The 25,044-nt window shown below is 62.7% G+C and carries 23 protein-coding genes and 1 other RNA gene; 8 read left to right on the top strand and 16 right to left on the bottom strand.

Translation table 11 applies throughout. The features are described from left to right. The 8 genes from WOB96_RS05940 to hrcA all read right to left on the bottom strand — a co-directional run bounded on the left by WOB96_RS05940 (position 1) and on the right by hrcA (position 7,782). Positions 1–579, bottom strand: a complete 579-nt coding sequence (locus tag WOB96_RS05940) for a GTP-binding protein (RefSeq protein WP_341370362.1) — start codon at positions 577–579, stop codon at positions 1–3. After that, positions 576–1,358, bottom strand: coding sequence for a hypothetical protein (locus WOB96_RS05935; RefSeq protein ID WP_341370361.1), 783 nt, complete (start codon positions 1,356–1,358; stop codon positions 576–578). Before WOB96_RS05935 ends, WOB96_RS05940 begins: the two co-directional genes overlap by 4 nt. 257 nt (positions 1,359–1,615) lie before the next feature. Continuing rightward, on the bottom strand, positions 1,616–1,936 hold the full coding sequence (locus WOB96_RS05930; protein WP_341370360.1) for a PilZ domain-containing protein: 321 nt from the start codon (positions 1,934–1,936) through the stop codon (positions 1,616–1,618). 166 nt (positions 1,937–2,102) lie between these two features. Next, on the bottom strand, positions 2,103–2,912 hold the full coding sequence (gene dapB / locus WOB96_RS05925; RefSeq protein WP_341370359.1) for a 4-hydroxy-tetrahydrodipicolinate reductase: 810 nt from the start codon (positions 2,910–2,912) through the stop codon (positions 2,103–2,105). Beyond that, positions 2,912–4,039: a molecular chaperone DnaJ gene (dnaJ, locus tag WOB96_RS05920; protein ID WP_341370358.1), complete on the bottom strand. Its 1,128-nt coding sequence runs from the start codon at positions 4,037–4,039 to the stop codon at positions 2,912–2,914. Before dnaJ ends, dapB begins: the two co-directional genes overlap by 1 nt. Positions 4,040–4,152: 113 nt before the next feature. Beyond that, positions 4,153–6,066, bottom strand: a complete 1,914-nt coding sequence (dnaK, locus tag WOB96_RS05915) for a molecular chaperone DnaK (RefSeq protein WP_341370357.1) — start codon at positions 6,064–6,066, stop codon at positions 4,153–4,155. A gap of 46 nt (positions 6,067–6,112) precedes the next feature. After that, the gene (gene grpE, locus WOB96_RS05910; protein WP_341370356.1) at positions 6,113–6,631 is read right to left on the bottom strand and encodes a nucleotide exchange factor GrpE; all 519 of its coding nucleotides are present in this window, start codon (positions 6,629–6,631) and stop codon (positions 6,113–6,115) included. A gap of 80 nt (positions 6,632–6,711) precedes the next feature. Then, positions 6,712–7,782 (bottom strand): heat-inducible transcriptional repressor HrcA, encoded by a 1,071-nt coding sequence (hrcA, locus tag WOB96_RS05905; protein WP_341370355.1) that lies wholly within the window; start codon positions 7,780–7,782, stop codon positions 6,712–6,714. A gap of 153 nt (positions 7,783–7,935) precedes the next feature. Between hrcA and WOB96_RS05900 the strand changes: the two genes are divergently transcribed. Together WOB96_RS05900 and recN are read left to right on the top strand one after the other, a co-directional pair. Continuing rightward, positions 7,936–8,832 (top strand): NAD(+) kinase, encoded by an 897-nt coding sequence (locus tag WOB96_RS05900; protein WP_341370354.1) that lies wholly within the window; start codon positions 7,936–7,938, stop codon positions 8,830–8,832. Positions 8,833–8,838: 6 nt separating this feature from the next. Then, a complete protein-coding gene (gene recN / locus WOB96_RS05895) occupies positions 8,839–10,542 on the top strand; it encodes a DNA repair protein RecN (protein WP_341370353.1) in 1,704 nt (567 codons plus the stop codon). Here recN and fur read toward each other — a convergent pair. After that, positions 10,539–11,015, bottom strand: a complete 477-nt coding sequence (fur, locus tag WOB96_RS05890; RefSeq protein WP_341370352.1) for a ferric iron uptake transcriptional regulator — start codon at positions 11,013–11,015, stop codon at positions 10,539–10,541. The two genes, recN and fur, sit on opposite strands and share 4 nt — an antisense overlap. A gap of 70 nt (positions 11,016–11,085) precedes the next feature. On the opposite strand from fur, the gene WOB96_RS05885 reads away from it, so the two are divergent. Beyond that, positions 11,086–11,418: an outer membrane protein assembly factor BamE gene (locus WOB96_RS05885; protein ID WP_341370351.1), complete on the top strand. Its 333-nt coding sequence runs from the start codon at positions 11,086–11,088 to the stop codon at positions 11,416–11,418. On the opposite strand, the gene WOB96_RS05880 is transcribed toward WOB96_RS05885, so the two are convergent. The 3 genes from WOB96_RS05880 to WOB96_RS05870 are packed head-to-tail and all read right to left on the bottom strand — an operon-like array spanning position 11,415 to position 13,346. After that, positions 11,415–11,720: an RnfH family protein gene (locus WOB96_RS05880; protein WP_341370350.1), complete on the bottom strand. Its 306-nt coding sequence runs from the start codon at positions 11,718–11,720 to the stop codon at positions 11,415–11,417. The two genes, WOB96_RS05885 and WOB96_RS05880, sit on opposite strands and share 4 nt — an antisense overlap. A gap of 3 nt (positions 11,721–11,723) precedes the next feature. After that, entirely contained in the window at positions 11,724–12,191 is a 468-nt protein-coding gene (locus WOB96_RS05875; protein ID WP_341370349.1) for a type II toxin-antitoxin system RatA family toxin, read from the bottom strand. Between the two features lie 9 nt (positions 12,192–12,200). After that, positions 12,201–13,346: a phospholipase D-like domain-containing protein gene (locus WOB96_RS05870; protein WP_341370348.1), complete on the bottom strand. Its 1,146-nt coding sequence runs from the start codon at positions 13,344–13,346 to the stop codon at positions 12,201–12,203. A 92-nt stretch (positions 13,347–13,438) separates the two neighbouring features. Here WOB96_RS05870 and smpB point away from each other — a divergent pair, with 92 nt between their 5' ends. Then, positions 13,439–13,894 carry an SsrA-binding protein SmpB gene (gene smpB / locus WOB96_RS05865; RefSeq protein WP_341370347.1) on the top strand — a complete coding sequence of 152 codons (456 nt, stop codon included), beginning with the start codon at positions 13,439–13,441 and terminating at the stop codon, positions 13,892–13,894. A 7-nt stretch (positions 13,895–13,901) separates the two neighbouring features. After that, a complete protein-coding gene (locus WOB96_RS05860) occupies positions 13,902–15,545 on the top strand; it encodes an ArnT family glycosyltransferase (protein WP_341370346.1) in 1,644 nt (547 codons plus the stop codon). Here WOB96_RS05860 and WOB96_RS05855 read toward each other — a convergent pair. Further along, positions 15,540–16,661: a sensor domain-containing diguanylate cyclase gene (locus tag WOB96_RS05855; RefSeq protein ID WP_341370345.1), complete on the bottom strand. Its 1,122-nt coding sequence runs from the start codon at positions 16,659–16,661 to the stop codon at positions 15,540–15,542. The genes WOB96_RS05860 and WOB96_RS05855 overlap by 6 nt on opposite strands. Then, entirely contained in the window at positions 16,658–17,581 is a 924-nt protein-coding gene (locus WOB96_RS05850; protein ID WP_341370344.1) for an HDOD domain-containing protein, read from the bottom strand. The genes WOB96_RS05855 and WOB96_RS05850 overlap by 4 nt, the downstream gene beginning before the upstream one ends. Before the next feature lie 106 nt (positions 17,582–17,687). On the opposite strand from WOB96_RS05850, the gene ssrA reads away from it, so the two are divergent. From ssrA to WOB96_RS05835, 3 genes are all read left to right on the top strand, one after another. Continuing rightward, positions 17,688–18,071, top strand: a transfer-messenger RNA (tmRNA) gene (ssrA, locus tag WOB96_RS05845). Between the two features lie 432 nt (positions 18,072–18,503). Beyond that, entirely contained in the window at positions 18,504–18,755 is a 252-nt protein-coding gene (locus tag WOB96_RS05840) for a hypothetical protein (RefSeq protein ID WP_341370343.1), read from the top strand. A gap of 159 nt (positions 18,756–18,914) precedes the next feature. Next, on the top strand, positions 18,915–19,832 hold the full coding sequence (locus WOB96_RS05835; RefSeq protein ID WP_341370342.1) for a DNA-binding protein: 918 nt from the start codon (positions 18,915–18,917) through the stop codon (positions 19,830–19,832). Positions 19,833–20,366: 534 nt separating this feature from the next. Here the strand turns inward: WOB96_RS05835 and WOB96_RS05830 are convergent. Then, complete coding sequence (locus WOB96_RS05830; RefSeq protein WP_341370341.1) at positions 20,367–22,490, bottom strand: DotA/TraY family protein; 2,124 nt, start codon at positions 22,488–22,490, stop codon at positions 20,367–20,369. A 1-nt stretch (position 22,491) separates the two neighbouring features. After that, a complete protein-coding gene (gene mobF / locus WOB96_RS05825) occupies positions 22,492–25,041 on the bottom strand; it encodes a MobF family relaxase (protein WP_341370340.1) in 2,550 nt (849 codons plus the stop codon). Positions 25,042–25,044 lie beyond the last annotated feature (3 nt).

Below are 25,044 nucleotides of genomic sequence, written 5' to 3'. Positions count from 1 at the left end.
TCAGCGCAGAAGCGCGGGATCGATGCGAAGCAGCAGGGAAAAGACGAGTTTTTTCATGTCAACGGCGTTGCGCGCGTCGACTGCCATGGCACCGGCGCCGGGGATGTCACGCCGGATCTGATCCTGCAGGGCTTCCACCAGCTCGGGAGACTGGCAGTCGGTCTTTGTCAGCCCGACGACGACGGGCGCTGATTTGACGATCGGCTGAAAACGCTGCCAGAAGAAACGGAAATCCTCAATGGGATTGGGACGACTGGCATCGGACAACAAAATCAGACCCGCGCTGTTTCGCCCCAGGATCTCCCACATGAAGGAAAACCGTTCCTGGCCGGGCGTGGCGTAGAGATCCACCTTGACGCCGCTGGCCAGCACCAGATGGCCATAGTCCATCGCCACCGTGGTATTGTCCTTGATGGCGGCTACCTCGTCCTCGGAGGCGCGCACATCCGTGGTCACCGGCGCGATATCGCTGATGGCTTTGAGTGCCGTGGTCTTTCCGGCGCCCACTGTCCCGGTAAAAACGATTTTCGGGCGCTGCCGCTTCGTGCTGGCGACATCCGCCTCGGCAAGATTGCTCATGAGCGGTCCTCCGGATTCACATGCACATGCTGGTGCAAGGCGTCGAGCCGTGCCAGCAGAAAGGTATGGCCCAGGTATTCAGGTTTCCTGCAGACAACGAAAAGCGTCCAGGGCATGTCTTTTTCCTGGGACACCCCGAGCAGATACCCCGGAATCTCCATGATCAGCTTGTGACTGGTCTCGCTGCTGTCCGGAGCCGGCAGAAAACCTGCCATCTCCTGGGTATTCACCGCGAACCTCAGGATCTGCTTGAGCAGGGCCGCGGGATTCTGCACCCGCCCCTCGGGCAGATTGGACGCGTGTACCTGCGCCCGCGCGCCCATGATGACCCCGAAAAGCAGGACATCCTTGTCATTGGGAAAAAGATCCGTCGGCACCTGAGGAAAACGCGTACTACTTTCCGGCAGGTTGCGCTGGGGCCTTGCCGGCGGCGCAGGCTGTTCCCGCTCCAGACTGGCTGCAGATTCCAGCTTACCCGAGTTCTCCAACTTCGCCAGGACCTGCTGCAGGCCCTCGTAGTCCAGACAGAGCGGCCCGCTGCTTTCTCCAGGCTTGGCATCAAAACTGCAATTGATCTGGCTACCGGTTGCGAGCGCCTGCAGCGCCGCCTCGCCGGAGTGGTCTCCAAGCCAGACATTTCTTAGGCGCCGGTCGGCAAAGAGCAGCCAGCCAACATTTCCGTGTGCGTCGATGATCGGCAGCTTGCCGGAAATATCCAGGCTCAGAGCATAGTTCACGATGTCCGGCAGCGTGCCGGACAAATCAAAGGAAGAACTCAAAGCCTGCCCTTTCAGATAATGCCAGACCCGACCAGTCACTGCGGTCTACCGCGGGCAGTTGCGTACGCCGGCCTGCAGGGGCCTTTTTTACGGCTGTATAGCACTAAAGGTGGTTCGAAAAGGGTTTTTTGTCAAGGATAGCGGCGACAAAGCCAATGTTGCACCGCTGGCCCTGGCGCCGAGCCGGTCCTGCTTCATCAGTTTGCTGGTTTCGAGGCTATTGCAATAAGGGCCGCGCCTGATTACGGGCGTCCAGGCTAGCCCCGGCGCCCGAACCGACTTGCCTGGCGAGAGAACATCAGGCCCGTCCCATCCTCCGTCACCCGGACCACGCGGGCACGGATGCGGTACAGGCGGATCACGTTCTGCTTGCGCAATACGAACAGCACCTGCACCGGCGCATTCACCGCATACAGGGGCAGGCGGGCTTCCAGGAAGGCCCCATTGCTGCTGAGATTTTGCAACTTGCACTGTCTGGCCGGAAAGGCTTTATAAAACAGGTAAACCTGAACCTTTGCCCATTTCCGGGGACTGCTCCGAAGCTCCATGCGTTGGACGCCGGTGGCCTGTCTATCCATGCTGACCTCTCTTAGTCGTGACGAACGGGCCAGGCCCGTGGTCCCTCAGGACCAGACATCCCTCTTCGATGGTCTAAGCATGCTGCGAACTGGCAGGGCCGTTAATCCGACCAAGAGCCCAAAGGGACAAGGGTCATAGCTTTACCCTGGCATACGGGCTCAGTCGCTACTTCCCTGACAATCCCAGCACATCCTGCATGTCGTACAGACCGGGGCGGCGGCCCGCCAGCCAGGCGGCGGCGCGTACCGCACCGCGGGCAAAGTTCATGCGGCTGCTGGCCCGGTGCGAGATCTCCACCTGCTCGCCGGGACCTGCGAACATCACGGTGTGATCCCCGACGATGTCGCCACCGCGGATGGTTGAAAAACCAATCGTCTTGCTGTCCCGGACCCCGGTAATGCCTTCCCGGCCATACACCGCCACGGACTTCAGATCGCGGCCCAGCGCCTGGGCGACGACCTCGCCCAGCGCCAGCGCGGTACCGGAAGGCGCATCGACCTTGTTGCGGTGATGGGCCTCGATGATCTCGACGTCATACTCCTCGCCGAGCACCTGCGCCATCTGCCGCAGCGCGCCATACAGGGCATTCACGCCAACGCTCATGTTCGGCGCGAAAACCAGCGGAATATGGCGGGCATGTTCCTCGATGATGCGCCGGTGCGCGGCATCGAAGCCGGTCGTGCCGATCACCATGGCCTTGCCGGCATTGCGGCAGGCCTCAAGATGCGCCAGCGTGCTCGATGGCGTGGTGAATTCGATGACAACATCCAGCGCATCCAGCACCCGGTGCAGGCTGTCCACCACCGGCACGCCCAGGGGCGCCCCCCCGGCAAGCAATCCCGCATCAGTCCCCAGATAGCTGCCACCAGGTCGCCCAAGGGCTGCGGCCAGCACCAGCCCTTCCTGTTGCGTCACGGCCTGGATCAGATGCCGCCCCATGCGTCCGGCCGCGCCGGTTACTCCGACTCTCACCATCAGAATCCCATCTTTTCCATGAAGTCCTTGACCTTGCCGCTCCAGCTACTGCCCTGGGGCGTCTGCCCCCCCTGGGGATCGTTCTCTGCCTCGAAGGCCTCCAGCAGCTCGCGCTGACGCTCGCTCAGGTTGACCGGCACCTCGACATTCACCCGGCACAGAAGGTCGCCGGGCACCTGGCTGCGTACGCCCTTGATGCCCTTGTTGCGCAGCCGGAATATCTGCCCCGATTGCGTGCCATGCGGGATCTTGAGCTTGGCGCCACCTTCCAGGGTGGGCACATCCAGTTCCCCGCCCAGGGCCGCCCGGGTAAAGCTGATGGGCACCTCGCAGGTCAGATTGTCGCCTTCGCGCTTGAAGATCGGGTGCGGCCGGATACGGATATGCACATAGAGGTCTCCCCGCGCCGCGCCACGCTCTCCTGGCTCACCCTCTCCGGAGAGGCGAATGCGGTCGCCGGTATCCACGCCCGCCGGAATCTTCACGGACAGGGTCTTTTCCCGCACGACCCGGCCATTGCCCTGGCAATTGGTGCAGGGATTGCGGATCAGGGTACCCAGGCCACCGCAGCTTGGGCAGGTACGGGTGACCGAGAAGAAACCCTGACTGGCGCGCACCTGACCCATGCCGCCACAGGTGACGCAGGTCTCTGGTTTGGTGCCCGGCTTGGCGCCGGTCCCCTCACAGACATCACACCTTTCCGAGGACGGCACCTGGATCTTGACCTCGGTGCCGAGCGCGGCTTCTTCGAGCGAGAGGTCCAGGTTATAGCGCAGGTCGGCACCGCGATGGGATTGCCCGCCGCCAAAACCGCGGCCGAAGGCATCGCCGAAAATATCGTTGAAGATATCGCCGAGCCCGCCAAAACCACCGAAACCACCGCCGAATCCTCCTTCGCCTGCGCCCACGCCGGCATGCCCGAACTGGTCATAGGCGGCACGCTTCTGGGCATCAGCAAGCACCTCGTAGGCCTCGCAGACTTCCTTGAAATGCTCCTCGGCCTGCGGGTCATCCGGATTGCGGTCCGGGTGGTACTTCATGGCCAGACGCCGATAGGCGGTCTTCAGTTCAACATCGGACGCACTGCGACCGACTCCCAGAATTTCGTAATAATCTCGTTTGGACATAACCGCTTTCCATCATGCAGCCAGACTGGCCTGGATCGACATTCTTGCAATAAAAAGGGACGGAGGCCAGCCTCCGTCCCGGCTTCTGGCTGGCCCCAGCCTGTTTCGAGAAATTACTTCTTGTCCATCTCCTCGAACTCGGCTTCGACCACATCGTCGGCACCTGCACCGGCCTTGCCACCGGTTCCCGCGGCACCCTGGGGCTGAGCCCCACCCTGCGCGGCCTGCTCGGACAGCCGGTGCGAGGCTGCGGCCAGGGTGGCCACCGCATTGCGGATGGCGTCCAGATCGTCGCCCTTCATGGCCGTTTCCAGCTTGCCGAGTTCTTCCTCGACCTTGGCCTTCTCGTCGGCCGGCACCTTGTCGCTCTGCTCGCTCAGGGTCTTGCGCGTGGCGTGAATCAGGGCATCGGCCTCATTGCGGGCATCCACCAGTTCACGGGCGCGCTTGTCCTCGGCGGCATGGGCCTCGGCATCCTTGACCATGCGCTGGATCTCTTCCTCGGACAGGCCCGAGCTGGAAGTGATCTTGATGGATTGCTCCTTGCCGGTCTGCTTGTCCTTGGCCGACACATGCAGGATGCCGTTGGCATCAATGTCGAAGGTCACCTCGATCTGCGGCATGCCGCGTGGGGCCGGCGGGATGTCGGTCAGATCGAAACGGGCCAGGGACTTGTTGCCGCTCGCCATCTCGCGCTCGCCCTGCAGCACATGCACCGTCACCGCCGTCTGGTTGTCATCGGCCGTGGAGAAGACCTGCGACTTGCGGGTCGGGATGGTGGTGTTCTTCTCGATCAGCTTGGTCATCACGCCACCGAGGGTCTCGATGCCCAGGGACAGCGGGGTGACGTCCATCAGCAGCACGTCGCGCTTTTCGCCCGACAGCACCGCGCCCTGGATGGCCGCGCCGATGGCCACCGCCTCGTCGGGATTGACGTCCTTGCGCGGCTCCTTGCCGAAGAAATCCTTGACCGCCTCCTGCACCTTGGGCATGCGGGTCTGGCCGCCGACCAGGATCACGTCGGTGATCTGGCTGGTGGAAAGATCGGCATCCTTCAGGGCGGTGCGGCAGGGGCCCATGCTGCGCTCGATGAGATCCTCCACCAGCGACTCCAGCTTGGCGCGGGTCAGTTTGATGTTCAGATGCTTGGGTCCGGTGGCATCCGCCGTGATGAAGGGCAGGTTGACATCGGTCTGCTGGCTGGAAGAGAGCTCGATCTTGGCCTTTTCCGCCGCTTCCTTCAGGCGCTGCAGGGCCAGACGGTCATTGCGCAGGTCGATGCCGGACTCCTTCTTGAACTCGTCGGCCAGATAGGTGATCAGGCGACTGTCGAAGTCGCCGCCGCCAAGGAAGGTGTCGCCATTTGTAGAGAGTACCTCGAACTGGTGCTCGCCCTCGACATTGGCGATCTCGATGATGGATACGTCGAAAGTGCCACCGCCCAGGTCATAGATGGCGATCTTGCTGTCGTTGGGGCTCTTGTCCTCGCCAAAGGCCAGACTGGCCGCGGTCGGCTCGTTGATGATGCGCTTGACCTCCAGACCGGCGATGCGACCGGCATCCTTGGTGGCCTGTCGCTGGGCATCATTGAAGTAGGCCGGCACCGTGATCACGGCCTCGCTCACGGTTTCGCCCAGGTAATCCTCGGCGGTCTGCTTCATCTTTTTCAGGACCATGGCCGAGATTTCCTGCGGCGAATAGCGCTTGCCGCGCACCTCCACCCAGGCATCGCCATTGTCGGCGCGCACGATCTTGTAGGAGACGTGCTTCATGTCCTTCTGGACTTCGGGATCCTCGAACTTGCGGCCGATCAGGCGCTTGACCTCGTAGACCGTGTTTTCCGGATTGGTGACCGCCTGACGCTTGGCGGCATCGCCGACCAGGATCTCGCCATCCTCGCCGAAGGCGACGATGGACGGCGTGGTGCGCCGGCCTTCACTGTTCTCGATGACTTTCGCCCGCTCGCCTTCCATGATGGCGACGCAGGAGTTGGTGGTTCCCAGGTCGATGCCGATGATCTTTGCCATTGTCTGCTCCTTAAGGATTTTATGAATTTAGTCTCTTGATGGCATCCTAGCCCGGATTGCCAGCCGCCTTGGATACCGAAACCATCGCGGGCCGCAACAGACGGTCACTGATCGAGTAGCCCTTCTGGTGCACCTGCAGCACGCGGTTGGGCTCACCCTCATCCTCCACGGCAGCAATTGCCTGATGGCGGTTCGGGTCGAAACGCTCCCCCTCGGGGTCGATCAACTGGATGCCGAATTTCTCAAAGGCCTGGGTCAGCATGTTCAGGGTCATCTGCACCCCCTCGCGCAACTGCTCGGCGTTGCCGGCATTGCTCTCGGAAGCCAGGGCCATCTCCAGGCTGTCCCTGACGGGCAGCAGCTCGCGGGCGAAGCGCTCGATGGCGTACTTGTGCGCATCTTCCAGCTGGCGCTGGTTGCGCTTCTGGATGTTCTCCAGTTCGGCACGGGTGCGCAGAAACTGTTCCCAGTTTTCCCGGGCTTTCTCTTCCCAGTCGATGGCGGCGTTGCCAGCATCCTCGTTTGGCATCTGCTCCTGACCTGCTGTCTCATTGACGTCTGTCATGATTGCCCCTTGCTCCCTCGATATGTGACGATTTCCAGGTTTGAACTGTAGATGGGGAAGGCGTGCCGGCTTTTCAAGTCCTATTTCGTCGAAAGGGCGCCGGACAGCAGTTGCGCCGTGCAATCCACCAGCGGAATGATGTCCTGGTAGGGCATGCGGGTCGGGCCGAGCACGCCAAGCACGCCCACGACTTGGCCATCGAGTTGATAGGGCGCCGTGACCAGACTGAACTGGCTCATGGAGGCAAAGCCGGACTCCTCGCCGATGAAGATGCGGATGCCGTCGGCGCGCGCGCTCTCGTCGAGCAGGTGGATGAGATCCTCACCGCGCCGCACGGTCTCCATCAGATCGCGCAACTGTTGCAGGTTATCGAGGCCCGGCGCATCCAGCAGGTTGAACTCACCGTCGATGACTACCTCGTCATCACGCAGATTCAGGACCTCCTGGCCCATCTCCATGGCACTGCGCAGGATGCAATCCAGCTGATTGCGGGCCTGCAGCAACTCGGCCTGCAGCATCCGGGCCACCTCGCCGAGCGGCAATCCGGCATAGCGCTCATTGAAATAGTTGGCGGCCTGCACCAGTTCGCCTGGCGACAGGGGACGCTCGATCTGAATAATGCGGTTTTCCACCTGCCCCGTGTGGGTGACCAGCACCACCAGGATGCGCTGCTGCCCCAGCGCGACGAAATCGATATGCCGGAAGGCCGACTGGGAACGCTTGGGCACCCGGACGAAACCGGCCATGCGGGTGAGGTGCGACAGCACCTGCGAGGCCACCTGGGCAGCGGTCCCCGGACTGGCCGGCCCGCTACCGAGCTGTTCCAGCAGGGCCTGGCTGCGATTCTCGTTGAGGGGCCGCACCTGGATCAGCATGTCCACGAAGAAGCGGTAACCAAGCTGGGTCGGCACCCTGCCGGCCGAGGTGTGCGGCGAGACCACCAGCCCGATCTCCTCCAGATCGGCCATGACATTGCGCACGGTTGCGGCACTGAGCTGCAGGCCGGCATCGCGGGCGAGCTGGCGGCTGCCCACCGGCTGGCCTTCCACGATGTAGCGCTCCACCAGGGTCTTGAGGAGGTGCCGGGCCCGCTCATCGACCTGGGCAAAGGCGCGCTGGTGCTCGGTTATGGAACTGTTGCCCTGACTCATGGCGCTTTAGCACTCTCATGGCTAGAGTGCCAAAAACTAGCAAGCAGGCCAGCGGGTGTCAAGAAAAGCCCGTCCTTGGCCCCATTCCGGCACCTGTAATTCCGGCACCTGGATTTTCTTGGCGAAATCGCGGCCCCATGTTAGCTTTTGGACATGAGCACACCTTTCAAGACCATCGGCCTCATGGGCAAGTATCAGGACCCCTCCTCGGGGCCCTGTCTGCAGAAGCTTGCGCGCGTCATCCATGATCTCGGTCTGGAGCTCGTACTGGAAGCCGAGAGCGCCAGCTATCTCGACCAGGGCACGCCGGCGCACCGCGTCTTGGCCCGCGACCAGATGGGTCAGGCCTGCGACCTGATCATCGTGCTGGGGGGCGATGGTACCCTGCTGGGCGCGGCCCGGACCTTCTGTTTCTTCGGCGTACCGCTGCTGGGCATCAACATGGGACGACTGGGATTTCTGGCCAATGTCTCGCTGCAAGAGATAGAGACCATGCTGCCGGAAATCCTGGCCGGACAATATGAGGTGGATCAGCGCACCCTGTTGCTGGGCAGCATCTGGCGGGAAGGCCATTATGTGCTGAGCAATGCGCCGGCCCTGAACGATATCGTGGTCCACAAGGGCAATTTTGCCCGCATGGTCGAATTCGACACCCACATCAATGACACCTTTGCCTTCAAGCTGCGCTCGGATGGCCTGATCATCTCCACGCCAACGGGCTCCACCGCCTATGCGCTCTCGGCAGGTGGCCCCATCATGCATCCGGGCATGGGCGCCATGCTGCTGGTACCGATCTGCCCGCACACCATGAGCAATCGGCCCCTGGTCATTCCGGATACGTCGACGGTGCGCATCTGCATCAATGATCTGCGGCACAACCCGGCCCAGGTCAGCTTCGATGGTCACAGCACCATCAACCTCTGCGAGGGTGATCAGATCCATATTGCACGCTCGCCCTGCTCTGCCAGCTTCATCCACCCGCTGGGCTCGGATCACTTCCAGCTCCTGCGACAGAAACTCCACTGGGCCGAACAGATCGGCGATGATTGACCTTCCATGCTCAGCCACATAAGTATTCGCGATTTCGCCATCATCGAAAAACTGCATCTCGATCTTGCCGCCGGCCTCACCGTCCTGACCGGCGAGACCGGCGCCGGCAAGTCCATCATCGTCGATGCCCTGTCCCTGGTGCTGGGGGAACGGGCCGACGCCGGCATGGTCCGCCATGGCGCCGAGCAGGCGGACATCAGCGCCGAGTTTCTCCTGCCGGACGGCCACCCGGTACTGCAACTGCTGGAAAGTCTGGAGCTCGACGAGGAAGGCGGCTGCCTGTTGCGGCGGGTGGTGAACAGCAACGGGCGCTCGCGGGCCTTCGTCAATGGCCGGCCGGTGCCGCTGCAGCAGCTCAAGCAGATCGGCGACCGCATTGCCGACATCTATGGCCAGCACGCCCATCAGAGCCTCCTGCAGGCCGAGGTACAGCGGGAGCTGCTGGATACCTATGCCGGCCTGGGCGCCGAATTGCAGGATCTACGCGCCCGCTATCTGGCCTGGCAGGCATGCAGGACCGAACTCGCCAGCCTCAGCCAGAGCCAGCAGGACCGCGAAGCGCGGCTGGAACTGATCCGCTACCAGCTTGAAGAACTGGAGCAGATCAATCCCCAGCCAGATGAGCTGGACACCCTCGAACAGGATCGGCTGCGCCTGTCCGCCTCCCATGACCTGCAGACCACTGCCAGCCGGGCGTTGGATCAGCTCTATGAAGGCGAGCACGCGGTCAGCGACATTCTCGGCACGCTCTCGCGCCAGCTGGGTGACATGAGCGGCGTGGATGCCCGGCTGGGCACGGTGCTGACCCTGATCGATGACGCCCTGATTCAGGTGGATGAGGCAGCGACGGAACTACGCAACTATCTGGGCCATCTGGAAAGCGACCCGGGCCGGCTCGATGAGGTGATCGAGCGTCTGAACCAGATCCAGAACCTGCTGCGCAAGCATCATTGCGACTATGCCGGACTGCTGGCCAAGCGCGACGCCCTGGTGACCGAGCGGGATTCCCTGGAGAACCTTTCCGAAGCCCTGGCCCAGGCCGAGAACCGGCTGGCCACGGCGGCTTTGGCCTATCGCAAGACCGCCAGCCAAGTCAGCCGGGCACGGCAGCAGGCGGCCGAATCCTTTGGGGCCGCCGTGACCGGCCAGATGCAGCAGCTGGGCTTGCCACGCGGCAGCTTTCAGGTCGAGGTCCGGGCCGCAAACCCTGAGGATGAGTCGAGCTACCGGGCGCAGGGCCTGGATCAGGTCAGCTTCCTGGTGAATACCAATCCCGGCCAGCCGCCCCGCGAGCTGGCCAAGGTGGCATCCGGCGGCGAGCTGTCACGCATCAGCCTCGGCATTCAGGTGGTGCTGGCCGGGCTTGGCGAGGTAGGCACTTTGGTATTCGATGAGGTCGATGTCGGCGTGGGAGGTGCTGTGGCGGAGATCGTCGGGCGGCAGTTGCGCCAGCTCGGGATGAAAAAGCAGGTATTCTGCATCACCCATCAGCCGCAGGTGGCTGCCCAGGGGCATCAGCACCTGCAGGTGAGCAAGACCCTGCTGGCGGAACATACCCAGAGCCTGATCCGGCAACTCGACAGGAAGGCGCGTGGAGAGGAACTGGCGCGCATGCTGGGCGGGGTTCAGATCACCGAGCAGACGCGGGCGATGGCGATGGAAATGCTGGAGATGGCGGAAAAAGACAGTCCGGCACTGCTGACGGGCTAGACCGGCTCGCCGGCCCTGGTGCTCCCCGGGCTGGTGACATAGGAACAGACCCCGCGCTCGCGCATGCCCCGGCATGTACCATACAGGTAGAGGCTATGCTCGCTCATCACGAAGTCGTGCTGTGCGGCGATCTGCCGCTGACGCTCCTCGATGGCCGGGTCGAGGAACTCGATCACCTTGCCACAGGCGGTGCAGACCATATGGTCATGGTGCCCGCCCTCGTGCAGTTCGAAGATCGAGCGATCGCCTTCGAAGTGATGCCGTTTCACCAGACCGGCGGCCTCGAACTGGGTCAGCACGCGATAGACGGTGGCAAGCCCGACTTCCTCGCCGGCATCCAGCAGGTGCCGGTAGACCTCTTCGGCAGTCAGATGCCGCGCATCGCTGCTTTCCAGGATGCGCAGGATTTTCAGGCGCGGCAGGGTGGCCTTGAGGCCGGCCTTTTTCAAATCTTCACTATCGAGTCTCTGCATGGGACAATCCTCGGTGGAAACCGTTTTCCGCTATTGTAATGAATTTGACCGGGAGGGCGAGCAGAAATTTATGAAGATCAGGCTCAACAGCGTTGTATTGGGTACCGTGCTGGCCAGCGCGGCACTCACCGGGTGCAATCTCTATCGGGTGGATGTACAGCAGGGCAATGTCATCAAGGAAAGCCAGGTACAGCAGCTCAAACCCGGCATGAGCCGTGAGGAAGTCCGCAATCTGCTCGGCACGCCCGCGCTTGCCGACCCCTTCCATGCCAAGCGCTGGGACTACGCGTACAGCTTCAAACCTTCCTATGGCAGCCGCCAGCAGAAGCATCTGAGCGTCTTTTTCGACGACGAGGGCAGGCTGACACGCACCGAAGGCGATCTCAAGCCACAAACACCCTAGCCTTCGACCGGCTCGCTGTCGGTCTTGCGGATCTTGCCGGTCTTGGCCCGCTCCGCGCGAACCTGCTTGGGGTCGGCAATCAAGGGCCGGTAGATCTCGACGCGATCGCCATCACGCAGCACGCGGTCCATCTTGGTGGCCTTGCCAAAGATCCCGACCTTCAAGGTCCCGTAATCCAGATGCGGCGCCTTATCCAGGATGCCGGAACGCTGCACGGCATCGGCCACAGTACTGCCCTCGGGCAGGTCCACCATCAAAAGCCATTGCTGATGGCGCTCGGCATACGCGATTTCCACTTTCATGGCTCAGGCCTCGCTCGGAATCTGGTCTGGTGGAACCTGGGCCTGGCCATAGAGGGCACGGGCCCGGTTCTGGAAAGCGCCCACCATGGTTTCGGTGGCGTGCCGGAACAGGGGACCGAGCATCATACCAAGCAGGCGGCTGGCGAAATCAAACTGCAGGTCCAGGCTGACCCGGGTGCCACCGCGAACCGGCTCGAAGCGCCAGAATCCTTCCAGGGTGCGAAAAGGTCCATTGACCAGGCGTAATTGCACCATCTTGTGACGCTGGTACAGATTGCGGGTAGTGAAAGCCTTGTTGAGGCTGCCGTGGGCGACCGTGATTTCCGCCACGACTTCATCATCGCTGCGGCTGATCACACGGGTACCGCCCACCCAGGGCAGGAACTGCGGATAGGCCGGAATGTCCTCGACCAGAGCAAAGACCTGCGCCGGGGTATAGGGCAGGATGGCTGATTTTTGTACTTTGAACATGATCTGTCCTTATCGTCGGTAACGAGCCAGGGTACGCCGCTGCAAAAGGCGATCAACAATGCCAAGCCCTTCTTCCAGCAGACGCTCCCAGAAGGGACGCATCTGCCAGTCCTGCAGCAGGATTTCCCGGGAAAGGCGCAGTTCTCGCGAAAACAGCGCAACGAGAAGACTGACCAGTGGCCGGCCACGGCATTCCAGGTTCAGTTCTCGGTTGAACCAGTGACTCAGCAGGTCCAGATTCGCGGAACCGACGGACGCCCAACGTCCGTCCACGATTGCACACTTACTGTGCAAGAAAGCCGGCGTGTATTCAAAGATGCGAATGCCGGCAGTCAGCATCTTATGATAATAACGCCTGCTGCCGTAACGCAAAATCGGATGATCCGTCAGGGCACCGGGCAGCAGGATGCGTACGTCCACGCCACGGCGGGCGGCGCGGTACAAAGCCCGGCGCACCCAGAAGTCCGGGTTGAAATAGGGACTCGCAATCCAGACCTCCCGGCGGGCGCTACGGATGGCAGCGACCAGCCGCTTGTGGATCATGGTGCGACTTGGCGGGGCATTGATCAGCAGGCGCCCCCGACCCAGACCAGTGCCGGCCTCCAGCACAGGCCTGCCACCGCGCAGGGGCGCGAGCGCATGAGGATGCACGCTGGCAAAGGCCGTGCGCATCTGAATCACCAGCGGTCCCTGAAAGGCGATCATCAGATCCCGGTAGGGCCGCCCGGTCCGGGCACCGGTCAGCCAGTCATCGGCAATGGCAAAACCTCCCGTTACCGCGAGCTCGCCATCGATGACCAGGATACGCCGATGAGTGCGGCGCATGGTACGCCGCAGATGCAGGAACTTCAGGCGATTGAACCAGATCACCTGAGCGCCGGCCGCTTCCAGGCGCTCGGACCAGGCACGCGGGAAGGCCATCGAGCCAATGGCATCGAGCGTCACGCGCACCCGCAGGCCCGCCTGGGCCTTGGCTTCCAGGATATCCATGACCCGCCCGGGCCAGTCCCCCGCCTCGAAGATATAGATCTCCAGCAGGATCTCTTCACGGGCTTCGAGCAGATAGCTCTCCAGCGCAGCGGCGATCTCCGGCATTTCCGAATACAGGCGAAAGCCAGGCAGCTCATGCCAGTATCCACGTTTTCCTCTTGCCATCGCACTCCCCAGGACGGCTTTTTCACTATGACTTCCTGAATAACTCTTCTACAATGGACGGCTTTCGCTGGCAATCCGAAGATCAGACCCCTATGAGTGAATCCACCATCGCCCTGAACCGGCAGGCAGGCTTCGAGTACTTCATCGAGGAGCGTTTCGAGACCGGTCTCGTGCTGGAAGGCTGGGAGGTCAAGTCCATCCGTGCGGGTCGCATCAACCTCAAGGAGAGCTACGTCATGGTCAAGAATGGCGAGCTCTGGTTGTTTGGCGCGCACGTCTCGCCACTACCCACTGCCAGCACGCACATCAAGCCCGATCCCCTGCGCACCCGCAAGCTGCTGATGCACCGTCAGCAGATCAACCGCCTGATCGGCCAGGTGGAACGCCGCGGCTATACCCTGGTGCCGACCGCCATGTACTGGAAACAGGGACGTGCCAAGCTGGAGATCGGCCTGGCGCGCGGCAAACAACTGCATGACAAGCGCGCCACCATCAAGGACCGCGAGTGGCAGCGCGACAAAGCCCGGGTCCTCAAGGGCGAGCGCTAGGCCATCCATGAACCGACCCTTCCTCAAGGAAAGCCTGCTGCTGTTTGTGTTTGCCCTGCTGCTGTTTGGCATGGGCACCGGCCACAATTCCCTGTGGGACATCGACGAGCCCAACAACGCCCAGGCGCTCAAGGAGATGTTTGCCCGGCAGGATTTCATCGTGCCGACCTTCAACGGTGAGCTGCGACCGGACAAGCCCATCCTGAATTACTGGGTGATGGCGGGCATGACCCGGATACTGGGCTTCAACGAATGGGGGCTGCGGGCCGGGGCAGTGCTGTTTGGCGCCCTGCTGGTGCTGCTCGTCGCCTGGCAGGCCAGACGCCTCTTCGATGCCCGCACCGGCCTGATCGCGGGGATCCTTGCCGCCACCGCCCTGCACAGCCAGGTCATCTTCCGGGCGGCAGTACCCGACCCCCTCTTGATCTTTTTCAGCAGCCTGGGGCTTTTGAGCTGGATCAACGGCTATCTGCATGCCGAGACGCGGCGCCGGGATTATCTCATCAGCTACGCTGCGCTTGGCCTTGCCGTGCTGGCCAAGGGACCGATTGGCCTGTTGCTGCCCGGCCTGATCATCGTGCTGTTTCTGGCCTGGCGCCGCGACCTGCCGCATCTCTGGCGAGAGACGCATCTCGCGCTGGGCATTCCGCTGTTTCTGCTGATCGCCCTGCCCTGGTATGGGCTGGTCTGGTGGCAGAGCGAGGGCCAGTGGCTCAGCCAGTTTCTCGGTACCCACAATCTCAGCCGCTTTTCCAACCCGATGGAAGGCCACCGGGGGCCCGTCTTTTTCTACCTGCTGACCCTGCCCCTGGCCCTGCTGCCCTGGTCGATCCTGCTGCCTCAGGCGCTTGTGGCGCCATTTCGCCAATACGGGCCGCGAATGATCGAAGCGGCACCGGCGCAGGCCTTTCTGCTGCTCTGGGCCCTGGTCTGGATCGCCTTCTTCAGCCTGGCGGCCACCAAGCTGCCCAATTACATCTGGCCGGCCTATCCGCCACTCTTCATCCTGATTGCCTGGCGCATGACGCAGGCATTGCGCGGTGAATTGCCTTTTCAAAAGGCAGGCCTGGCACTTTCCTTTACCGTGCTCCTGCTGATCGGCGTGGCACTGTCCGTTGCCGGCGAACTGTATCTGCCCAAAAGCATCCCCGGCATCACGAACCTGTGGCTGCTTGGCCTGCCCTTTGGGCTGGCCGGCCTGGCGGGCCTACTGTTGATCTGGCGCAGGCAGACATCCGCGGCCCTGGCCGGCGTGACACTATCCGGGGTGGTGCTCACCCTCGTGCTGGTCGCTTATGCCTTGCCACAACTGGAGGTGGCGAAGCCGTCCAGGAACTTCGGGCAGATGATCCAAGGCCTGCAAAAGGGTGAACCCTATACCCTGGCCACTTGGCACTGGTTCCAGCCCTCCTTTCTTTTTTATGGCGGAAAGGGTGATCAGGGGGTCGTCAAGCTACAGGACATGCAGGCATTGAAACGCCTGCTCGACATGGGAAGGCCTGTCTATCTGGCCCTGCCCGCTGCGCAATTGCGGACGCTGGCCAGCCAGCTCGAACCTGGCACGCAGGCTTACCTGCTGCTGGAGCAGAGGGAGCTTTATTCAGGCAAGGACATCGCCCTGTTGCGGCTTACCGGAAAAGCCAAGCTATAAGTGGCAGATGCTCATTTCGCTGTAATTGCAGCACTGATCCCGACCACCCTGCTTGGCCGAGTACAGGGCCTGATCGGATAGCTGATAGAGACGCTCGAGGTCCATTTCACCATCCACGAAGTCCAGATCAGCGCTGCTGGCCATGCCAATGCTCAAGGTAACCCGCACCACCACGCCTTCGTCTCCGTGACAACCCTGCTGGCGCAGGCCTTCAAGCAAGGATACGCACATCCGCTTGGCACCCGCAGTATCCGTCCCCGGCAGGGCGACTGCGAATTCCTCGCCACCCAGGCGCGCCAGGATGTCGGTTTTACGTACACGTGATTTCAGGAAGTCGGCCACGCTGCGCAGCACGGCATCGCCGGTCACATGCCCGTAGCGGTCGTTGATCCGCTTGAAATGATCGAGGTCCAGCAGCAAAAGCGTAAAGGGCGTGCCGGTGCGCAGATCGCGCGCCAAGGCCAGCCGGGCCTCCTGCATGAAGTAACGCCGGTTGTGCAACTGGGTCAGCTCATCCATGAAGGAAAGCCGCTCGAACTTTCTTTTGAGCTGCAGGGTTTCCTGCATGACCGCATCCGTCGATGCCATCCGTCGGGAGACTTCCTGCTGCATGTCACGGGCCATGCGCCCGAACTGCATGGCGCGCGCCAGCAGATTGGCAAAGATCACGCCAAGCCGCCGGTGCTCCTCGCGCAGGAATCCGGGCTGTGAATGGAACAGTCCAAGCATGCCCAGCACCTGCTGATTGCAGCGCAGTGGCAGCAGGAGAAAGCCCCCCTCCTGCCGGCTCACAAGGCTGGCTTCTGATGCCTCACTGTCGAGCAATGAAGTGTCTTCGGTCAGTTTCTGCAGGAATGCCGGGCTGCTCCTGAGGTAACCGGCATCCAGGTCCCAGCTCAGGCTGGCGATGGGCAGCCATTCTTTACCATCACGCAGACAGACGCATCCGCTTTCGACACCAATATTGTCTATCCAGAGCTTCAGGGCCGAATACAGCAGGTTTTCCTGATCGAGATGGAAAAGATCGAGCTCGGAGAAGGACCTCAGGAGAGACAGATCCTTGAGGAGTTGCAGGTTGCCTTCCACTGACATCAGCGCGGGAACATCGGCATTCATGCAGGCCCTCCGATGATTGCCTGGACCATCAGCAACAAGGATTCCTGTTCCCGACGCAGCCGATCGAGGGCGTCCGAAAAATCCCCAGCCTGCAGCGATAAATCATCCATGATGGCACCGAGCGACGCCAGTTCGGCCTCTGGCGGGGCGGGAAGCTCCAGCCAGCTCGCCAGACGGCTGGCCAGGTGCACAAGCTGCACCCAGCGCTGATAAGGCCCGGCATAAGCCGACTCGTGATAATGGGCGATGACGGCCAGTACCGGTTTGGGAAGCTGCCAGGACCTGCCAAGCACGAATCCCGCCTGCTGATGCGTCATGCCCAGCACGCGGGTCTCGCAGACGGACAGATCTGCGTCACCCGCCTCGGCCTGCGCGATTGCATCATCCAGCGCGGCAAGATCCAGATACGCCAGGGCGGCCAGTCCGAGCTGATGGAACAGGCCCGCCAGATAGGCCTGGGGTGCGGGATTGCCAGCGGCTGCAGTCTCTGCGGACCCACTCATGTGCCCGGATTCCAGCTCGATAATCAGGCACTCGGCCAGGATGCTGGCGGCTCGCGCCGTGGTTACGGTGTTCAGCCAGAAGCGCTCTGTCGAAAAGTGGGTCCCCGAGTGCAGGCGGAAGCTCTGCGCCATGGCCATTGCCAGGGCAAGCCCCTTGACCGTGTTCATGCCAAGCGACACCATGATGGCTGCCCGCAGGTTCAGCACCGGGCCCTGCTGGCCATAATAAGCGGAGTTTGCGAGCCCGATGATGCGCGCGGCAAGACCGGGGTCCAGTGCAATGACCCGCTCCACGGTTTCAAGATCGGCGGAATCGTCGGCGAACACGCGCAGGATCTCCTGCGCTGATACCGGCAGTGGCGGCAGAAGCTGGAGATCATAGAGACGGCTGCGAAGCAACTGGGACGTCTGAGGCATGGTACCCCTGTGCCAAGAGGCAATTATTCGGAACTTATGTCTGACATTTTAGTCTATAGATATTGACTTTGGTACGTTTTTCTCTAATCTGTACCGACAATTCACCGGGGGCGATCGGCTTCGACGGAGATCGCGAAACCTTCGGGGCATGCAGAGCTGCGATTAAGCTCTTAAAACCAATCGCACAACGTATAACTGCCAACGACAGCGACTACGCCCTAGCCGCTTAAAGCGGCTAGCCCCTCACCCAAGCCTGCCTGTGGGCATGGGAGCCAGCAATGGTAATGCCGGCAACGGTGTTTGAGGGGTCGACATACACGGGATCGCGGTGCGGCACGTCTGGGGCCAATCCGCTAAAACCAACCAGACTCGCCTGTTGGGTATCCTGTCAGCCGGACACTCTGCGGGTCAAATTGAAGACTGACTAAGCATGTAGAACCGGACGGTAGAGGGTTTGCGGACGCGGGTTCGATTCCCGCCGCCTCCACCAATTAGGGTGTCCTGCCCAGACCAATCAGGACCGCTGAAAACCAAGCCCCGCTTATGTTTGCGGGGCTTTTTTATTGTCCAGCGTCTGGTCTCGGTGGGTCCTTTGTGGTCTTGTTTTGGTCAAGGTTTGGTCAGGATTTGGTCAGGATTTTTCGGGGTATTTGTTGGTTGACACTGCCCAACCCAGCCATGTAGTTTTCGGCATTGCGAAAGGTGTTCCCCTGCGTGCAGGGGTAAAAAGGATGGTGAACCAAGCGGGCGTATCCTGCATCGGGTGTTCCCCTGCGTGCAGGGGTAAAAAATTGCGGGTGTAGCCGCCCAATCGCTCGGTTGCGGTGTTCCCCTGCGTGCAGGGGTAAAAAGGTTTGACCCTGCGCTTCCTGATGGAGGATCTGGGTGTTCCCCTGCGTGCAGGGGTGAAAGGGAGGGAATAATGGATCTGAAGAATCTGACGGATAGCGAAATCAAAGAAGGGGTGTCCTGCCTGTGTCGCGCCCTGCTGGCGCGGGTGCGGCAGGACATTGCAGGCGGCGGCTCGCCCAAGGACAGGGATGGGGCCATAGACTGGGTGGAGGGCCGCTGCCCTCGCGCCCTGATCACCTTCGCCGACGCCTGTCAGATCGTCGGCTGGGATCCGGACAAGACCCGCCGCCATCTGTTGCGCCCGCTGCCGCTCGCCTCTTAGCCCTTCCTGTTTGCACTTTCCGTGTGGCTGGCTGATGCCGGTCACCGGTCCTGCATTGTCCTCCCGCATCGAAAAAATAATTTCACTTGGGTGCTTGCATAATAATAAGAATAATACTATTATTATTATTATTCTTACCAAACCCAAAGGAGCGCTGCCATGGAAATGATGACCCAGGAAATTCGCGATCGCATCTTCTCCGCCGCTGATGATCTCTATCAGAAGTCTGGGCACGAGACCTTCCCGACAGTCGATTCTGTCAGGCGGCTTGCGCGCGTCAACATGAATGACGCCAGCGCCGCGATGAAAGAGTGGCGTCGGGCGAGGACTGCCAGAGCAGCCCAGGTAGCAGTGCAGGTGCCAGAGGCTGTTCAATCCGCCACCACCCAGGCCATGGAAGTGATGTGGAGGCAGGCCCAGGATCTGGCCAATGAATCCCTGCGAGCCGCCCAGTCTGGGTGGGAATCAGAGCGGGCGGAATTGGATGCCCTGCGGTCAGAACTGGGGGATGCCTACCAGGCGCTGGAGACAGAGCTAGACGCCGAGCGGGCGCGCGCCGCCGGTCTGGAAAAGGTGTGGGCTGCCGAGATCGATGCGCTGCGCGCCGATCAAGCCGCCGCTCATGCTGAATCCACTGCCCTGCGCCAGGATCTGGCTGCCGCCCAAAACCGCGCCAGTGCTGCCGAGTCTATGACCCAGGAATCGGACCGCCGCGCCGAAGCCATGCGCCAGGATCTGGCTACCGCCCGCCAGGATGCAGAGCAGGCGCGTGCTGCTGTGGCCGGCCTCACTGCCGACCTGGCCCGCTCCGAGGCCCTGCGCGAGACCGCCCAGGTGCGGGCTGATCGGCTGGCTGCCGAAATCGATGCCCTGCGCGCCCGCCTCGATGTCACCCAGGGAGAGAGGGACCAAGCCAGACAGGCTGCTGCCAGCCTGGAAGGACAGGTGCAGGCCATGAGGGATCAGATCAATGCCCTGCTGGCGCGGACCCCAGCACCACGACGTCAGGAGAAGAAAGCCTCGGCGCCGAGGCGGGGCAAGAAACGTGTGGCGCCGGAGGCCGCTGCCGGATCCTGATCCGCTGCCCCCCCCTGCGCCCCTTCGGGGTGGTGGGCTGAGCACCGCCCACCACCGCCCCCCAAGGGGTCGGCTCTATATAGATAGCCCCAGAATCTCCACATGGGGCAGGGCAAGCGCCAGCGCAGGCCCAGCCCCAGGCCAAGGAGCCAGGAAGCCCCTCCCTCATGGAGACCGAGCTTGTCAGTCCCGGCAAGCACGACCAGTTCCCCGCCCAAAAAGATGGGTAGGGACTCACTCCGCCTGCCGGCTCGATGCCGACGATCATGGGATGTGGTATCGCATCAGCACCGATACCGCACTGGGTTGGGTTTGCGAGTCGGGATGGATCTGGAATCAGAATCGGGGGAAGTGGAAAATCTCCCCGGAGTCACCCCCCCTATGAGGGGGGTGATCGGGTGCGCCTGTCGCACCCGACCCGAAGGGCGCGGGGGGTGGGATGCAGTGCGGGGCGGGGTTCAGCCACGCTCTGCCATTGCACTCCAGCGTAAGGGGCCCGCGTGACCGATCAGGTGACGCGGGACCGCTGCTGGACTACTGGCGCCGGTCCTCGGCTACGTGGACCTCAGATGATTTTCCGGGCGCGGGGCTCCTCTCGCGCGCCCCTCGCTGCTGCCCGGCGCCGCGCGTGGTCGCCGCGTCGGCGCCCCGATGCCCGGCCCCGGACATGACGGCCACGGCTGCCGTGTGGCCGTGTTGGGCTTGGTGGCCGATTTGCTCCTCGCCGAGTCCTTCATCGCCACCGCCAACCCACCTCAGAATGCGGTCTGGCACGACGTGGATCAGCCCGAAGCCCTTCCAGACCACGGCCATGATCAGGGCTACATAGACCACGATCGCGCCGAGCGGCCCAAAAATCCCCGAGAACCAGCCACCCGCCTGGGAACCTGCAAAGGCGTGGCCGAATGTGGCGTTCACAAATGCACCCAGGACCGAGACCAGCAGCACCGCCGAGATGAAGCCAAACACCATGAGGGTGGGACGCATGATCAGGCTCAGCAGCAGCATGTATCCCTGGATGTTGCTGCCCGCCAGGCCCTCGCCGTCCTGCTTGGCGTGCATAACTGCCCAGAGGGGGGCTGCTATGACCGCCTCCAGCAAGAACACCAGCCAGCCGGCGATTGCGCCGATCCAGAGCACATAGGGCATCATCGGCAGCCACACTGACAGCAAGGCTCCGAGGGTCGCCAGCCCAAGGAGGATGGTCGACACCATGGGGCCGATCATGCCTGACACGGCCCCCGCTGCCCCGCCGACCAGCGGCACCGCGCCGCCGGCGCCAGCCGCCGCCATGACCGCCAGCCCCGCCGTGCCACCAGCGTCCATGATGCCATCACCTAGTGATTTCGCGGTCAAAACCGGGTTTTCGCCGGCCAGCCGGATCGGATCGCCCTTCAGCAGGGCCAAAGTCCCAGAGGTCGCCCGACCGATCTTGGCGAGCGCCTTTTCCACCGCGCTGTCTGATTCCTTCGGCCCTGGCTGTGCCTGCTGGTCATTAGGCTGGCTGGCCTTGGCCAGGTAGCTGTCCACCCGACCCATGGCGAATTCCATTTCTGGCCGCATCTCCATGGGCAGGTCGCCCAGGATATCCGCCATGACGGGTTGCGGCACGTCGTCCATGGCGCTCTTGGCCTGCGAGTTGATCCGGGCCATGGTCATGTAGTATTCGCCGGCATGCAGCCAGCCGCCTGCCCGCGCTTCGGTTACGAACTGCTGCGCGGCGGGATTGGCGGTGTTCGCCAGCGCCGTCTGCGCGGTCTGCAACAGGGTGCTGCGGTACGTCTCGATGGCGGTGCGGAAAGTGTTCTTCGGCACGTTCGGGTCGCCGGCCACCAGCTTGGTGGCCAGCGGGTCTAGCGCCACCACCAGGGCATGCAAGGCAATGGTCTGGCTGCTGGTGATGGCTGCCTGCAAGGTGGATTCGTCCTGGTTGCCGGTTTTCCAGGTCACACTGCCGCACATGGCGCGTGAATACTGGCCGGTCGGATCACCCCAGGACACTCCGGTGAAGGTGCTGCCATTGGCCGAGGTATAGGCGGGGATGGTGATAGCCTCGATCTTGGTTGACAACCCCGCGGCCTGGAACTGGGCATTCAGGGCCTTGCTGCAGGCCATGGCCTTGAGCATGCCGCTCGCCACCGGGGTGACGTCTGGGGCCTGGATGCTGCCGACCAGGGAGGCATTGCTGCCGAGACTGGTCACGGCCTTGTCCCACACCAGATTTGCCACCCCCACGCCCTGGAGGGCAAACCAGATCACGATCATCTGGATGACGGAAAAGCCGCTGGCCAGTGGAATCACCGCGCCCATGCCCGCTGCCGATCGGATCGGCACCCAGACGCTCGACCAGCGTTTGCCGAGCACTTCGCCATCATGCGCGGTCTGCATGGTGCCCACCACCATGCCATAGGTCACGAGCATAGCGCCGAAGGCCATGACGGCCGCATTGAAGACCATGAACATGGGTCCCAGGTCCACCTGCGGCATGGCGCCGCCCGCCCCTGGCAGGACGGCATCGACCACGCTGCCAAAGATCTTGGTCACCAATCCCACGGAATCATCACTGGGGTCCGGGTCGTACCAGGGGGATGCCTGCGCCAAGCCTGGCAGCAGCATGAATAGCAGGGTGGTGATGATGGTAGCTGCTGATCTGCGCATGTCAGTAGTCCTCCAGTTCGAATTCGGGTTCGGGGGTCGGCGCCGGGCTGGTTTCCGGTGCCGGCTCTTCGGGTGCCGGCGCCGGTTCTGGCGCGGGCTCTGGATCTGGTAGATAGTCCAGGGTGGTATCGGCTTGGCGGCTGCGGCTCATGCTGTCGGCCAGATCCTCCATGGTGGCCTCGTCGGTATAGATCCGAGTCTGGTCGCGGCTCCGGCTGGCCGCCACGTAGGACCATTCCCGATCGCTCATGGTCTCGGATACCAGCACATAAGCCCGGTCAACAGTCACGCCCTGGGCTTTGTGGGCGCTGACGGCATAGCCATGGTCAATATGCGCATAGCCGCCTCGCTCGGCACCGGCGCTGGGCGAGAATCGCACGATCTCGCCAGAATCGGCACGGACAGTGAATTGCCACTCACCACGGCGATCGAGGTCCACGCGGGTCAGGGTGCCCAATGTGCCATTTTTCACCCCAATTGCGGCGCTGTTTCTGGTGAATAACAGTCTTTCCCCCTCGGAGAATTCGCGCCCCTCGATCTGTGCGGCAGGCCCCAGCCGGTGCTGGGCGCGCATCTGCTCGCGGGCAAGCTCGTTCAAACGCCGCACCTCGACGCGGGTGCCCGCGAGCATGAGAGATTCACCGGGACGGTCTGGGTCGCGCTCGCGACACCAGTCCGTCACCATCTGACGCATGGAATCCTGGCGGTCGGCCCCGACTGCGAGGAGTCCGCGTTCCTGGTACGCAGTCAGTGCCGCGCCGGCTTTGCCGTCGGCGAAGTCATGCACGGCTTGGCGCGCCCAATCTTCCCGCTGCCGGCGAATGTCGGTCAACTCGGCAGCCCCCAGCCGCTGGGATAGTGACCGGAATGCGCCCCCTGCATCGATGGGCTGTAGTTGCCTGCTGTCACCGATCAGAACCGCCTTGGCTCCGGCCCGATGGATGTGATCGAGTAAGCGGGCCATCTGGCGGCTACCGACCATGCCGGCTTCATCGATCACCACCACATCCCGCGCGCTCAGGGACTCGCGGGCGCGCCCGTCTGGTCCCGGCTCCAGTGCTGCCAGCAGGGAGTGCAGGGTCTGGGACTGAATGCCTGAGCCCTCTTCCAGTCCCTGAGCAGCCTTGCCGGCCAGGGCTGCGCCACGGACCTGAAAACCGTCTGCCTCCCATGCCTCTCGCGCCGCGCCCATCAAGAATGATTTACCCGTTCCGGCCATGCCCTCGATGACCGCCACTCCGCCAGTCTGGCGGGTGATATGTTCAAGGGCGGCCCGTTGCTCGTCGCTGATGGTGGGTCGGGCTGACATTGCCTGCCCGATGGCATGATCAGAGACGTGGTGCGCGGTCTCGTGCTGTCGCCGCATGGCGCCATCGGCCATGCCGCGCTCCAGGGCTATCATTTCGCGGGTGCTGTAGCGGGTGCTGCCATCTGCCCCGCGAAGCCTGACAATTTCCCGATCCTGGGTGAGCCCGGCCACTACATCCCGCACCCCGGCAGCCCCCATGGTGGTGCCCTGCGCCATGGTGGCGACCGCTCTGAATATATCAGCCTGCCGGAATGTGCTGGCTGTTTCGGTCAGGGTGCGCAGTATCTCTGGCCTGCCGGGCATTGGCTCGCCCTGCACTGGCTCTGCCTGGCGGGCCTGTGCCGCCTGTTCGGGTCCAAATCCGCATGCTGCCCCGCGCTGCTGCCAATCAGCCAGCAGTCCGGACTGGCTCACGTGCTCCTTGGGTCTCCTTGTGTCGAGCGCGGCCACCTCCGAGGCTTTGGCCCCACTGGCGCCATGCGCCTGTAATGCCGCCTCGATCTGCTGTCTGCGGGTGGAGAATTCTGCCTCGGCCTGCCGGGGCACTGCCGCCAGGCGAAATGCGTCCCGGTCCTGCTCGACTTCGAACCCTAACTGCCGCATCTGGGATGCCAGTTCGGCCCGATAGATCGCGCCGCTTGCCATTTTCCACTGATATAAATCCCTGCTTTCTATGCCGCCCCAACTGCCATCTTGCCTTTGGGCAAGATTCATGACCATGCAATGGCTGTGCAACTGGGGGTCTTGTTCCCGGCTGGTGCCGTGGGCAAACACGGCTGCCACCATGCTGGCGCTCTCACGCTCAATGCCCCCTTTGCCGCGCCTGGCCGTGATGCAGTGCTCCTGGACGTGCTGCAAGGCCGCCGCCACGGCTCGATCATGTGCCGCCTGGATCGCCGCTCGCTGGCCCTCGTCCGGCGCCATGGCCCAGGCCAGGCTGACGCTTTTCGGGACAGAAAATGTCAGATCCCATCCTGCCCGATGCTGGTCCCCCGCGCCGTGCACCAGGTCACGCCCTTGGGTACCTTGGGTATCGCGGCCCCGGAGAGCGTTGCCGAACTGCTCTCTCGACACGGCGCCAGTCAGGCCCAGTGCCTCGGCGCCGGCGCCGAACCACTGGCCGGGCTGGTCTTTGCCCGAGGTGTAGTAGTCCTCGGGGCCACCGCGCCGGTGCTCGTCGGCCAGGTGGTCATAATACTGCTCGGCGCTCGACGCCGATCCGCGTGCACTGATACTGAGCATGGC

The organism is Thermithiobacillus plumbiphilus (assembly GCF_038070005.1).
Taxonomy (GTDB): Bacteria; Pseudomonadota; Gammaproteobacteria; order Acidithiobacillales; family Thermithiobacillaceae; genus JBBPCO01.
Note: the sequence above shows the minus strand (reverse complement) of the source record. Positions and strands in the feature narration are given on the sequence as shown.